Here is a 13,760-nt window from a genome sequence, read left to right as displayed (position 1 = left end):
GCAAACACTATGCTGGCAGGCCGGGGCGGTCGAGGTTTTTTGGCGACAGCGTGAAAATCTCGCATCCGGTCTCGGTGACGCCGATCGTGTGCTCGTACTGCGCCGACAGCGAGCGGTCGCGTGTCACCGCCGTCCAGCCATCCGACAGCACTTTTACGTGCGGCCGCCCGAGATTGATCATCGGTTCGACGGTGAAGATCATGCCCGGCCGCATCTCGACGCCCTCGCTGGCGCTGCCATAGTGCAGGATGTTCGGCGCATCGTGAAAGAGCTGGCCGACGCCGTGGCCGCAGAAATCGCGCACCACCGAGCAGCGCTCGGCTTCGGCATAGGTCTGGATGGCGGCGCCGATGGCGCCGGTGCGGGCGCCGGGCCTGATCGCGGCGATGCCGCGCATCAGGCATTCATGCGTGACCTCGAGCAGGCGCTCGGCGGCGCGCTTGATCGTGCCCACCGGATACATGCGCGAGGAATCGCCATGCCAGCCATCGAGGATGTAAGTGACATCGATGTTGACGATGTCGCCGTCCTTCAACGGCTTGCTGTCGGGGATGCCATGGCAGACGACGTGGTTGATCGAGGTGCAGGACGACTTGGTGTAGCCGCGATAGTTGAGCGTCGCCGGCAATGCGCCGTGATCCATGCCAAACTCGAAGACGAAGCGGTCGATGGTTTCGGTGGTGACGCCCGGCGCGACGATCGACACCAGTTCGTCGAGGCAGCGCGCGGTGAGATCGCAGGCCTTGCGCATGCCGGCAAAGCCTTCTTCGCCATAGAGGCGGATCTGGCCGGTGTTTCTGAGCGGTGCCGTGGCGGCTTCGAGATAGGTGACCATTGTGTCCGTCTTGCCGGGTGAAAGGGCCTCTGTTGAGCCCGCGAGAAAAGTCCCTCAGATTTGGCACCGGACGGCGCCAGGTTCAAGGACGAACTGCCGGCGATTGGGCTCAAGCCGGCGATATTCACGCTTTGCGGCTTCATCTTGTGCGTGTCCGGCCCCATGCCGGGCCGTTCGTCCGCACTGACGACATATTTCTGAACAAGATGTGGGCCTGAGCGGAAAGCCGGTCAAAGCAACTTTTTGCGACGAGCGGCGTTGCCGCGGGACCGCGTTCTGGCGAGACAGGAATGGACAGATTGCAATTCGAGGTGCCGGTGCGCATCACGACCGCGGGTGGCCTGCCAGTCGAGGAAATATACAGCGTCGAACAGGCGCTGGATTTCCTGCAAGGCTGGCCGGTTCGCCGCCAGGGCCCAGTCTATCAGGCTGCGTTCAACGCCTGCTTCGGCGCCACCGTCGACCTGATCGAGACCGAGGAGGCTTGCCGGGCGTTCATGGCATTCTGCCGGGTGAGCCGCCTGCTGGCCAGGGATATGATGGTTCCGCGCAAGCGCGGAGGCGAGGCGAGGGGGCTGAGGGCTTAACGCCGAGCGGGCAAGTCCCAGCAAATTGCTTGATGCATAGCTTGCCCTCGGTGGCAACGCCTGTCGGTGATGCTGTGCCAACCAGCCACGAATCGGCTATGCGTCGCGCATGCAGGAAACGTCTCTTTACATGCCGGTGAAGCGGTTTCTTGAGAGTCTGGACTTCACTGTCAAAGGCGAGGTTGGCGGCTGCGACGTCGTTGGACTGCGTGACGGCGAGCCGCCCGTGCTCGTCATCTGCGAATTGAAGCTGCAGTTCAACCTCGAACTCATTCTTCAAGGTGTTGACCGTGCTGCGTCATGCGATGAGGTCTGGCTCGCGGCGAGGATGTCAAGTCGAGGCAAGGGCCGCGAGCACGATCGCCGGTTCCGTGCGCTGTGCCGGCGGCTCGGCTTCGGCCTTCTCGGGGTTGGCTCCGCCGGCAACGTCGAATTGCTGCTCAGTCCGGCCGCCTTGCCGCCCCGGCGAGACCCGAGGCGAAGATCGCGCCTGGTGGACGAGCATCGGCGCCGGCGCGGCGACCCTGTAGTCGGCGGCGGCTCGCGTACGCCGGTCATGACCGCTTACCGGCAGGACGCGCTGGCCTGCGCCGCTGCCATGGTCGACGGCCCAAAACGCCCGCGCGATCTGAAAACCATTTCGCCACGCGCCGCCAATATCCTGCTTCACAATGTCTATGGCTGGTTCGCCAGGGCCGAGCGCGGCGTTTATGCGCTTACCGACGTTGGCCGTGCTGCGCTACAGCGCTGGCCTCAATCGGCTTCTGAGGAGGCGGCACGAGTCATTTGAGCGACTTGCAGCGGCAGGCAGACAACGAAGCCCCCGTCAAGTGACAGAAGAGGTGGAGCGGCTTACGGTTGCCGGCCGCGCAACCGTGAGCAGAGTGGTCAGCCCCAGCGGCAGCGACGGCTGGATGACGGGCTTCTCGCGCTCAGGTTTCTTTAGAATGTAGAGCGGCTTGGCTGTCCTCAACTGCTGCAATTGTCGCCGGGCCTTGGCGCGCAGGGCGGTTTCCGCGGCGGCGGGCGATCCATTCTCGAGGACCAGAGTGAAAGCCTGGGCCGCCTCATCCGTCCGCTGCAGGGCGAGAAGGCTGCGGCCCAGGGCATAACGCGCCAGAATGAGGCCTGGATTGAGGTCCGTTGCTCGCCCAAACGACTCGATGGCTGCGGAGTGGTCGTTTAGCGACTGCTGGGCAATGCCCAGGCAAAGCCAGGCGTTTACAGATTGCGGCGACATGGCTGCAAGCGCGCCGAAGCATTCCGCAGCCTGACGGTGATCGCCCTTGGTGCCCAGAACGTGACCGAGTCCGTACAGAGCCTGATCATGCGTCGGCTCGGTGTTCAGGATCTGGCGATAGATGTTTTCGGCCTGGATGACCCAACCCTTCTTGTGGAGGCCGGCCGCCTGCTGCAACGCGCCGACCAAGGATCGCCTGTCCAGCTGATCGCCAAGGTTCCGGCCGGTTTTGGTTCGCACAAGAGTGCAGTTGAGGACGGTTTCGTGGGTGCCGAAGGAATATTTGTAAGGTTCGTTGCCGCGCAGGAAATCATATGTCCGGAAACCGTTCTCGATCGCGCGGCGGATGCAATAACCGTGCAGGACCAGTCCCGACGGCAGCATGTCGGCCGTCTCGTCGCGCCCGACCATGTGGAACAGCATGCTCTTCTTGACCGGATCGAGGAAGATCGCGAGAGCGCTCAAGGGCCGGTCGCCGTGCCAAAGCACAGGCACAAACAGCGTGCCCCGTTCGAAAGCTTGCCTGAAAAGCAGTCGGTTGCTCTTGACCAGGCCGGGAACGAGATTCCCCTTTCGCGGCGTCCACTTGATGCGCCAGAACTCGAGCAGGATGTCGACATCGCGCTCGATGGTAGAGGCGTCGGCATGCGTTATGCGAAACTCGTCAGAGTTCTCCAGCTTCCGGAGAAATCTCCGCATCTTTTGGCGGGTGTTAGCGCTGAGATTGTGCAGAAGATAATCTTCCCATGAGGACGGGAGGTCGATCGCCGGGCATATGCAGTTGTCAACATTGTCAACCTGGTTGACGCGCCTCATTCGACGCATCGTCAGCCGATTGTCGGAAAGCTGCTCCATCAGCCAGCCTATCCTGCGTTCCGACATCCGCAGGTTTTCCAGATGCAGGCTGGCCCAATGCATCGTCTTCAGATGCTTCGCGAAAACCGCGATTGCCCGGTAGGCGTATTCCGGCGCGCAGAGGATGCCGGTATAATCGGCTGCAAGGTTTCCCCCCATATACACTTCATGGTAGATTTCGCCGGTTTTTTTCCTCATGCTGGTGCGCAGCCGGAGCGGCAGAAGCGCGACATAGGGAGAGCCCGGCGGCCCCTTGCGTGCCGCCAAAATGAACCATTCACCGTCGAAGCGTCGAAGATAGTGGGAAAGAAAGTCCCACGAGACGAAGAAATGCGCGTCGGGATCCCTGGCGTAGAGGTCGTCCCAGTTGTCGCGAAGCCCGTTCAGTTCTTCTGGGCGTGTCAAGACGTCGATCTGCATACTTACCCCCCGCCTCTACGGTCAGCGCTCATTAAATGCCCTAGCCATGCTGTCCTTGATCGGCTTGGACAGGTAGCTGAAAAAGGTCCGCTCCGCCGTCTGGATGAGAATTTCAGCGGGCATGCCTGGCGTCGGAACAAATCCAGGCACGCGAGCCAGTTCGCTGACTGGGAGGTTGACGCGCGCCAGATAAACCTCCTTTGCGGTCGGGCCGGAGGCGTCGGGGAGCGAGTCGGCCGAGACGTAGTAAACTTCGCCGTTCAGAACCGGCGTCGTGCGCGCGTTGAGCGCGACCAGCCGTACCGTCGCCTTTTGTCCGACCTTGACATTGTCGATCTCGGTGCGAGGCACCTGCGCTTCTATGATAAGCGGCACATTCGCCGGCAAGATCTCCATGATGCTCTTGCCGCTCTCGATCACGCCGCCGGACGTGTGGTAGAATAACCGCACGACAGTGCCCGAAACCGGCGCATTGATCGTCGCTCGGCGCAGCACGTTTTGCGCCTCGCGGGACTGTTCACGGATGCTGTCCAGTTCGGTTTCAACGCCCTCGAGCTCGTCGAGCGCCGCCTGGCGGTAGGCGTTTTCTGTCTGCCGCATCTCCTGTTCGTGCTTGATGACCTGGGCGCCGGTCTCGGATATCTCGGCTGAGAGCCGCCCCATCTGCCCTTCGGCATCTGCTATGGCGCGCTGAATCGCCTTGATCTCGGTCGCGCGGATCAATCCTTGGTCGAGCAGGGTCTTCTTGCCGGTATACTCCTCGCGTAGCAGACCGAGCTGTATCGTGACCGCTTTCAGCAACTGCTCATAACCGCCCGCCCGGAACTTCAGGGCGCCGATGTTCTGGTCGAGCAATCGGATCTCGCTGCTCATTTTGGTGCGCGAGCCCTCGAAGTTGAGACGCTGGCTATGCACGATCGAAGCAATTTCCGGGTTGTCGCGATTTTCGGTTATTGTGGCCGGGAACTGTATAGTCTCCGCCCCGTGCACCTCGGCGGTCAAGCGCGCCACGATCGCTTCAAGGCGCGCCTGGCGGAAGAACAACTGCCGTTCCTTTGCCCGCGCGGCCGTTTCGTCGAGCAGCACCAAAGGCTGATTGGTTACGACATGGTCGCCTTCGCTAACCAGAAGCTGCTTGATGATACCCCCTTCGAGGTGCTGGATGATCTTGTTCTGCCCAGTGGCCACGAAGCTTCCTTGCGCGACGATCGCGGCTGCGAGCGGTGCCGTGAATGCCCAGGTGCCAAATCCGCCGAAGGTGACGGCCATCAGCAGCAATCCGGCGGTCGTCTGCTTCCAAATGGAACGCGGAACGGCGCCATACCATTGAGCGTCTTCGATCTTGGCTATTTCCTTCACGGCCGCTCTCTCTCATTTGACCTGAATATTGGCAAAATGGCCGCCATCGAGGCTCATGCCGCGCGCCGCCAAAGCCTGGAGCACGTCCCGACGCATCCCGAAAAGAGCCACGGTGCCGTTGACGAGCACCAGGATCTTATCCACGGTCTGCAGCAAAGCAGGCCGCTGCGTGATCGTGACCATCGTGATCTTTTGCTCTTTGGCTTGCTGTAGAGCGCGCGACAAAGCCAACTCGCCAGCGGTGTCGAGGTTCGAATTCGGCTCGTCGAGGACCACCAATTTCGGGCTGCCGAAAAAGGCGCGCGCCAACGCGATCCGCTGCTTCTGCCCGCCAGAAAGCGGCGAGCCATCGGCGGCGACGAAGGTCTCGTAGCCATGCGGAAGCGAGGCGATCAGTTCGTGAACGTCGGCCAGCTTGGCGGCTTCGTAGATTGCGCCATCGTCGACGTCCTCGCGCATTCTGGCGATGTTCGCCTTGATCGACCCCGGGAAAAGCTGCACGTCCTGGGGAAGGTAGCCGATGCTTTCACCAAATTGCCGCTGATCCCAGTTCCGCAGGTCCATCAGGTCGAGCCGCACGCTTCCCGAAGTTGGAAGGATCGAGCCGACGAGCATTTTGCCCAGGGTCGTTTTACCGGCGCCCGAATTGCCGATGATCGCAAGCGAGTCTCCGGCCTCCAGGCCAAAGCCGATGCCATTGAGCACGACTCGTTTGGTTCCTTGCGGCACGAACAGCAGCCGCTCGACATCGAGGCGCCCTTCCGGACGCGGCAGCTTCAGACGTTCGAAGTTCAGCGGGGATTCCTTCAGCAGCGCACTGATGCGGCCAAAGGCGGCGCGTGACTGCACAACCTGGTTCCACCCTTCAATCGCGCCCTCGATCGGGCCAAGCGCGCGACCGGCAATGATTGACGCGGCGATGACCATGCCGCCTGTGACCGAGCCTTCGATGGCCAGATAGGCGCCCCAGCCGAGCATCACGACCTGGGTCAGCAGCCGGACGCCCTTGGAAAGGGAAGCAAAGGCTATGTTTCGGTCCTGAGCTATGACCTGCCATTTGAGCGAGTTGCCGGTATCCTTGCCCCAGATCCACACGGCTTCCGGGATCATCGCAAGCGCGTTGATGATCTGCGAGTTGCGCGACATCGAGTCGACGTGGAGGTTGGCTTTCGTTTGGCTTGTGTTGGCCTCGCCGAACGGCTTGGCGGTTGCGCGCTGGTTGGCGAGCGTGATGGCCAGCAGCATCAGCGCCGTAGCCACGACGATAAAGCCGAGGTCGGGGTGGATCAGGAATATCGCCAGCATGAACAACGGGGCCATCGGCGCGTCGAGAAGAGACAGCAACGTGCCGGACACCAGAAACGTACGCAGCTGCTGAAGATCCCCCAGCGTCTGATATTCGCGCCCGTTGCTGTGCAGTGAAGCCCTGGCGGCTGCGCTGAGGATTGGTCCGCCCAATTGCGCGGCGACCTCGACCGCTGTGCGCATTAGGATGAAGCGCCGGATGGCGTCAAATACCGACTGCAGGATGACTGCGCCGACGATCACGATCGTCAGCATCACCAGGGTGTCGACCGAGCGGCTCGTCAGGACGCGATCCGAAATCTGGAAGAGGTAGACTGGTATCGCAAGCACCAGCACGTTGGTCGCGATCGTGAAGATCATCACCGCGATGAGGTTCTTCTTGACCGCGCGAAGGCCGGCTGTGAGGCTTGCCGAGAGATCGACTGGGCCGAGACGCTTGTGGAACGCGCCGCCGCCGCCGCCATTGCCGCCGCCGCTCCCCTTGCCGGTTCCGGTCGGACCACCGCCGCCAGGCACTTCCCGGGCAAGCAAGGGACCGCGGTCGCCCTCGATTGTCACGCCGGGCAGAACCGGCTTGTTCTTCATCTCCTGCGTGGGCGGCTCTACTCGCGCGCTCGGCTGGTCCTGCTTGCCGGGCGCGTCCTTCGGCGCGTTCGGCGTCTTCCGTTCCAATATTTCCGGCTCGGGCTTGCGCGCGGGTTCTTCCTTTGGTGGTACGGCGCGCTGGGCCGGCTCGGGGATCCGAGGGCTCGGTGGCCGGATCTCCTGCGTGGGCGGCTCGCCTCCTCGCGCGCTCGGCTGGTCCTGCTTGCCGGGCGCGTCCTTCGGCGCGTTCGGCGTCTTCCGTTCCAGTATTTCCGGCTCGGGCTTGCGCGCGGGCTCTTCCTTTGGTGGTACGGCGCGCTGGGCCGGCTCGGAGATCCGAGGGCTTGGTGGCCGGATCTCCTGAGTGGGCGGCTCGCCTCCTCGCGCGCTCGGCTGGTCCTGCTTGGCGGGTGGGTCCTTCGGTGCGTTCGGCGTCTTCCGTTCCAGTATTTCCGGCCCGGGCCTGCGCGCCGGTTCTTCCATTGGCGCTACGGCGCGCTGTGCCAACTCGGAGATCCGAGGGCTCGGTGGCCGGATGGGGTCGGGCCTTCTCATGCTGTCTGCGGCTGGAGCAGTGGGCGTGGCTGGCGACGGAGCCGAAGGCGCTTTTGCTTGCGGGGAGGGAGGTTGCACCTCGCGTTGCTGAGCGCTTCTATCACCAGGTAAAGGCGCGGTTGAAGGGCGCGCTTGTTCGGTGACCTTGGCTGGCGTCGCGTCGCGAAGCGATGTCGGCGTTTCGGCTGGCCGGGCGTCCACTATGCGCCACAATTCGGCAACGACATCGTCCAGTTTTTCCACCGAACGATCGACCGCCCTGCTGTGACGAAACAAAGACTGTGCGATCGGTTCGGCGGCGCTTCGCCCGACTGCTTCGTCGCCGTCATCCGGCCGATCCCATTCTGGTTCCTGGGCGAAAGCGCGCCCGGTTTGATCGCGATCTTCGGTCATTGCTGCCACCCCGGTTCGAAAATCACGCGAGAACGCTTTGCATCGGATCGGAATAGGTCTCAGGCACGAGCGAGGGATACGCCACGTTTTGAGAGGCTTCCGGCGCCAGCATGTCGTCATCGAGGAAAGCGACCGCTTCATTCACCAGCACGTCGGGATTCTGGCCGCCGAGATCGGGGCCGGTGGAAATCAGCTCCGCCTGGATGAGGATCTCGTCCGAATAGATGCCGCCGCCGACATAGGTCTTGCCGGTGGAATCCACGTCGGCAATGTAGGCATAATTGACCAGCGAGTTGGTTCCCGTCGAAATTGTCCAGTCCGCCTCCGGATGCCCCAGCGCATTCATGGCCAGCGCCACCTGATCGCTGTCACCAAGAATGGTGGTCTGTTTGACGTATTGCAGATTGAGGATGTCGCCGGAGATGTAGAGCACCCGGATCGCGCCGATGCCCGCGAATGCGCCATCGTTCAGTATGTCGGAAACGTCACCCTTGCCGTTCTGCAGGCTTTCACACGCCTTGCGATAAGCTTCAGACATCGCCTCGAAGCGATCGCCGGCGCCGTAATTGACGATGTTGGCCTGATTCCAAAGCAGATTGTCGCTGGTGGAGGCCGCGCCTTCGCCGGTTGTCTGGAAACCATCGACCGCGCCGATCAGGTCGTTGTCCAGGAGCACGTTCAACTGATGGATGATGTTGGCGTCATAAATGCTTCCGCCGACGACGATCAGGTCGTAATTGAAGCCCAGTTCGTCCAGCGAAATGTCGTTAGCCGCCGTGTTGCCGCCGGCTGTCACCAGCGTCTTGACTCCCGATGACGACAGGACGGAAACGTCATTGTCCATCATGAAGGCGTATTGCTGGATCCAGTTCATGATGAGCAGGTCGCCTTCGACCTCGGTGACAACCCAGTGCTTGGGAAAGTCACCCTGCTTGGCCTGCGACGCCGCAGCTTCCGCCGACGGATCGATGCGCTTGAACATCGCGATATTGAAGCCTTGGGTCGGATCGGTGGCGTTCAGGCCCCAACCGTTGATGGAGGAACTGACGAGGTCGCTGTCGCACGCGACATTGATCTGAATGATCGCGTTGAGTTCGACATGGTCGCCCATCACCGCGCAAACCGGCGACTGCAGCCAATTGTTGGCCATCGCCACGCTGTTGACGAGGAGATTGCCGCCGGCTTCCAGCTCGACCGAAACATCGATGTCGATGCTGCCGGACCCAGGCGTGTAGGAGGGTTGCTCGGCCTCTTCTTCCTCGTCCTCTTCCTCATCGGCTCGACGGTGCTTCTCCGGGAGGTGATCGTCGAGCTTGGGCGCTTCGTCGACGGACTGCCCATTGACGTAAGTGCCTTCGATGACGTCGGCCTTGACGACGAAAACATCGGCTTCGCCATCCGTTTCCTCCGCATAGCCGTTGAGCCGTTCGCCGGCTGTCTTGATGACAGCCACTATCTCCTCGGACGAACCCGGCATTTCCAGATCGTCGATCGGCGACAGATCCGCCGCCGCGCCCAGCAAGGTCGCCATTTCGGCAGCATGGTCCGCTGCTGCGGGAGAGAATTTCAGGCCATGTCCGCCAGCGCCTACATAGTCGTTATCGGAGAGCCGAAGCTCCTGATTGACAAAGACCGCCACCGAGCCAGGGGGCTCGATCTGGGGCAGGATCAGGCGTGAAGGCGCACTCCCCATCGGCGGCGCGTCCGGGTGGAACAGGAAACCTGGATAGGCGACGTCCGGCTGCGGGATCGCGGGGATGTCTGGAGGAACGAATTGGAAATCCGACCAGGGTGTCGTCAGGACAAGTTTGGGTGGAACTGGCGAATACTCGATGGAGGGAACGAAATCCTCCAGATCGTATCCTGCGTCGACGTTGACCGTTTGACTGACAAGCTCCGGCGTTTCTTCCTCGACCGCCTGGGCCGCCTTGAATTCGTCATAGGCTTTCCTGAGACGGGCTTGCTCCAGTGTGATTTCAAAGAGTCCCACAAAGTGGCTGATCGCCTCGGTGATCTTGTCCATATACACGGAAGTTTCCTCCGGTTTTCGAGATCATCCGCGCCCTTGCCGGGTCGCGCTTCTCTTCTCTGGTTGGGAAGACTGCGCGGGGTTTTCCCCCGCGCAGCCCCTTTTTTTGCAGGTCTCGCTCGGCGAGACCGGCCACGCCAGTTATGTCGCGTCGTCTTCGCCAACCACCGAGCTGGTGAGGTTGCCGCCCACTACAGTCATGTCGACCGAGTGGCCTTGCAGGTTGGCGCCCATCACGATCTGCTGGTTGAAGCCGTTCATGTCGATGGTGCCATTGGCGTTGGCCTGGCTTATGGCTTCAATGTGCTGGTCGTGGCCGATATTCGACCCCCAGCTGCCGCCGCCGCCGCCATCGCCAGCCGCGCCGCCGGTCGCAGTCGCTGCGCCGCCGTTGCCACCAGCACCGCCGGTGGCGTCGCCGCTCCAGGCATAGCCACCGTCCGCTCCGTCAGCCCAAGCGCCGCTGAGAGCAACTGCGCCCGTTCCACCGGTCGCCGTCGAAGCGCCGCCGGTCGCATCGCCGCCAGTCGCGTCGCCGGCCGTGGCCGCACCGCTGGTGGCTGCGCCACCGGTGTTGATGTTGCTCGCCACGCCGCTGCCGGCTCCGCCGCTGCCGGCACCGCCGGTTGCGTCGCCGCTCGTGCCAGCCCCACCCGCACCGCTAGTCGCGCCGCCGCCGGCGCCACCGACGCCAGAGCCAGAGCCAGTGCCGGAGCCGGAACCCGAGCCAGCGCCGCCGGTCGAGCCTGCGCCGCCGCCAATCGAGCTTGCAGCACCGCCATCGACATCGGCGAAGTTGCCGGCATTCGCGCCGCCGCCACCGCCGCCGCCGCCGCCGCCGCCGCCACCACCGGTGTTACCGGCATCGGTGTCGCCATTCGCGGCGATCGGGATAGCTACGGCGACGTTGTCATTGCTTTTGTTCCCACCCCAGGGATCGTTGTCGCTGCCAGCCTCGGCATCGTCCATCAGCGCCAGGGCGACAGGTACCGCGGTCGAGTTGCCGCCGTTGCCGCCATTGCCGCCGGACCCGCCGTCGCCGCCCTTGGCGTCGGCAAAGCCAAGCGCGCCAGCATCGCCGCCCTTGGCGTCGGAATCGCCGCCGTCGGCCTTGGAGTCGCCGCCGACGCCGACGCCCAGGCCGAGGCCCAGACCGAGCCCGACGCCGTCGCCGCCGTCGCCGCCCTTGGCGTCGCCGCTGTAGCCGCCATAGGCTTCGCCGCTGTCGCCGTCGCCGCCCTTGCCGTCACCGCCGAGGCCTGCGCCGACAGCCACGCCGGTCGCGTCGCCGCCCTTGGCGTCGCCGCTAACCGCGATCGGCACGGCGTCGCCGCCATAAGCGCTGCCACCGTCTGATTTGGCGTCAGCGGAGCCGACGACAATCGGCACGCTCACCGCCACACCGCCGCCCTTGGCATCGCCGCCCTTGGCGCTGCCGGTATCGGCATCGCCGCCCTTGGCGCCGAAGCCACCGAAAGCGACCGAATCGCCAGCATGGCCGCCGTCGCCGCCGGCATCAATGCCTTCCTCGGACTTGGCGTAACCACCCTTGGCGTCGCCCTTGTTGCCGAAGTAGCCGTTATTCTGGACCGTCGCGCTGCCGAGATAGTCGTTGTCCTTCATGTCGCCGGTCTGGTTGATGATGGTGGCGCTGTGGCCATTGCCAGCCCCGGCAAACGCGCCGTTCAGGACGTCCGAGAAGCTAACGTCATCGCCCGGATCGAAGCTGATGTCGCCGTCGCGGCTGAACATCATGACGCCGCCGAGGCCGACATTCACGTCGTCGAGGTCAGCGAAATCGTCGTCCTGCTTTCCGTCCGACGTCGCGCTGGCGCTAACACTGGCGTTAACATTGGTGTTAACGTTGTTGGTGTTGGTGTTGTTGTTGTTATTGTTGTTGCTGCTCGAATTGCTATTGTTATTGCCGTTATTGTTGGTGTTGTTGCTGGTCGAATTGGCCGTAGCGTCGCCAATGCCGATACCTGCTCCGACACCCACACCTACGCCGACGCCGGTGGCGTCAGCGTCGCTCTTGGAATCCGCGGTGGATTTTGCATCGGCATCGGATTTGGCGTCGGCGCTGGCGTCGGATTTGGCGTCGGCGCTGGCGTCGCTCTTGGCATCGCCACCTCCGATATCGATTGTGGTGTCGTCATCGGAGACATCGCCGATGAACTGCCAACCGGTGTTGGAGTTATTGCTGTTGCGAGTAGTCATTGTCGTTCCCTCGGTTAGAGGCCGCGACAACCGAACCACATTCAATCTGACGTGGTCTTGGGCTGCTCGCGGCCGTTAAGTTTTCATGTGGTTGGTTTTGGATCGCCTGCGCCTAGGGGACTAAGGCCGGAGATCCGGTCATCGTCTGTTTGTATGGCGTCACCTCCCTTTGACGGGGGAGCGAGGCAGCCAGGTTGCGCACGAGTTTCCGCCTGCGCCGCCCAACGGTGCGGTCGCTCGCTGCTCTCGTGACTCTCTGGATGTTCCCCAAGCTCCCAATTCGGAACATTGGAAGTCTGTGACCGTCAGCCGTAAATTGTAAGCTGATAGTTGGAGCTAGCCCGTTTGGGACGAACTGCTCGCCATGAAGGGTTAAATCCTGGACGGTGACTAGGTCGGCAGCAATCGTGAATGGCGGACAGTTGCGCGCCGCGCCGCTGCCAGCACGGGTTGCGCTAGCAATTGCCTAGCTCGTCAGGACTATATTTTTTCGCCTATTTTTGAGTTAGGAAGTCGTTAACGTGTGTCGTCCGGGTTAGGGGTTCCCGGCCTTTAGCGAGTGTTAGTAACGGGGTGGGCCATGAATGGGGTGGATGGGGTGGAGGCGAGCGGACGAGGTCGAGCTGATACAGCCGATAGAGAATCCTGGGCCCGACGAACCTTGCTGTTCATCGCCCCTGACGACACGATCTCCGATAGCCTGGTGCATGCCGTCGAAAGGGAATTCCCGTGGATCGGGGCTGAGCGCGTTCGCGACCTGTCCGCCACCTGGGCTGCGTTCGATCCTTCGGTTTCCCTCATTCTGATCGATGCGGTGTTTCTGAGCGAGATCGATTCCTGTTCCGCCCAGCTGGCCCGCTTCCACCCGGCAGCCATGACCGCTGTGATGCAGGACGACGGCAGGAGGCCGCTTTCCCCCGATGAGGTCTTTGCGTCGCGAGTGGTGCGAGGCGTGCTTCCCATGAACCTGAAGCTGGATGTGTGGCTTTCCGTGATCAGGCTCATGCTGCGCGGAGGCGAGTATTTTCCCTTGGCCATGTTTCAGCCGTACCTGAACAACGGCATGCCGCATAGCGACGCGAAGGAAGCGAAGCCCGCCATCAAACGGCAAGCCGCACTCGAGGAGTCTGGCCAACTGACATGTCGAGAGATTCAGATCCTGGAGATGGCGTCGCAGGGACTTCAGAACAAAACCATAGCCGCCGCACTTCGCCTTTCCGAACACACCGTCAAAATTCACATGCACAACATCATCAACAAGCTGGGCGCCCACAACAGGACTGAAGCCGCAGCCCTTTTTCATGCCAGACGGGTTGCGGCCGCTGGAATGGTTCCCGGTGCGGATCGCCCGGTGATCTCAACTCTCACGTGAGCAGGTCG

General features: G+C 62.5%; 9 protein-coding genes. 3 read left to right on the top strand and 6 right to left on the bottom strand.

What is annotated here, in order from left to right:
* Positions 1-7: 7 nt before the first annotated feature.
* Positions 8-835 (bottom strand): type I methionyl aminopeptidase, encoded by an 828-nt coding sequence (gene map, locus AC0L3O_RS30200; protein ID WP_027156242.1) that lies wholly within the window; start codon positions 833-835, stop codon positions 8-10.
* 290 nt (positions 836-1,125) lie between these two features.
* On the opposite strand from map, the gene AC0L3O_RS30195 reads away from it, so the two are divergent.
* A complete protein-coding gene (locus tag AC0L3O_RS30195; RefSeq protein ID WP_473617433.1) occupies positions 1,126-1,422 on the top strand; it encodes a DUF982 domain-containing protein in 297 nt (98 codons plus the stop codon).
* A 109-nt stretch (positions 1,423-1,531) separates the two neighbouring features.
* Positions 1,532-2,212 (top strand): DUF2161 domain-containing phosphodiesterase, encoded by a 681-nt coding sequence (locus AC0L3O_RS30190; RefSeq protein ID WP_473617432.1) that lies wholly within the window; start codon positions 1,532-1,534, stop codon positions 2,210-2,212.
* Positions 2,213-2,248: 36 nt separating this feature from the next.
* Here AC0L3O_RS30190 and AC0L3O_RS30185 read toward each other — a convergent pair whose 3' ends face one another.
* The 5 genes from AC0L3O_RS30185 to AC0L3O_RS30165 form a co-directional block, all read right to left on the bottom strand.
* Positions 2,249-3,937, bottom strand: a complete 1,689-nt coding sequence (locus AC0L3O_RS30185; RefSeq protein ID WP_473617430.1) for a GNAT family N-acetyltransferase — start codon at positions 3,935-3,937, stop codon at positions 2,249-2,251.
* Positions 3,938-3,958: 21 nt separating this feature from the next.
* A complete protein-coding gene (locus tag AC0L3O_RS30180) occupies positions 3,959-5,296 on the bottom strand; it encodes an HlyD family type I secretion periplasmic adaptor subunit (protein ID WP_287242083.1) in 1,338 nt (445 codons plus the stop codon).
* 12 nt (positions 5,297-5,308) lie between these two features.
* Positions 5,309-7,456, bottom strand: coding sequence for a type I secretion system permease/ATPase (locus AC0L3O_RS30175; protein ID WP_473534268.1), 2,148 nt, complete (start codon positions 7,454-7,456; stop codon positions 5,309-5,311).
* Between the two features lie 700 nt (positions 7,457-8,156).
* Positions 8,157-10,157, bottom strand: a complete 2,001-nt coding sequence (locus tag AC0L3O_RS30170; RefSeq protein ID WP_473534267.1) for a type I secretion protein — start codon at positions 10,155-10,157, stop codon at positions 8,157-8,159.
* 147 nt (positions 10,158-10,304) lie between these two features.
* On the bottom strand, positions 10,305-12,380 hold the full coding sequence (locus AC0L3O_RS30165) for a hypothetical protein (RefSeq protein WP_473533955.1): 2,076 nt from the start codon (positions 12,378-12,380) through the stop codon (positions 10,305-10,307).
* 661 nt (positions 12,381-13,041) lie between these two features.
* Between AC0L3O_RS30165 and AC0L3O_RS30160 the strand changes: the two genes are divergently transcribed.
* Positions 13,042-13,752 (top strand): helix-turn-helix transcriptional regulator, encoded by a 711-nt coding sequence (locus AC0L3O_RS30160; protein ID WP_473533954.1) that lies wholly within the window; start codon positions 13,042-13,044, stop codon positions 13,750-13,752.
* Positions 13,753-13,760: the final 8 nt, after the last annotated feature.

Source organism: Mesorhizobium sp. WSM4810 (assembly GCF_055811235.1).
The sequence above is the reverse complement of the archived record's forward strand: the minus strand, read 5'-3'. Positions and strand labels throughout refer to the sequence as shown.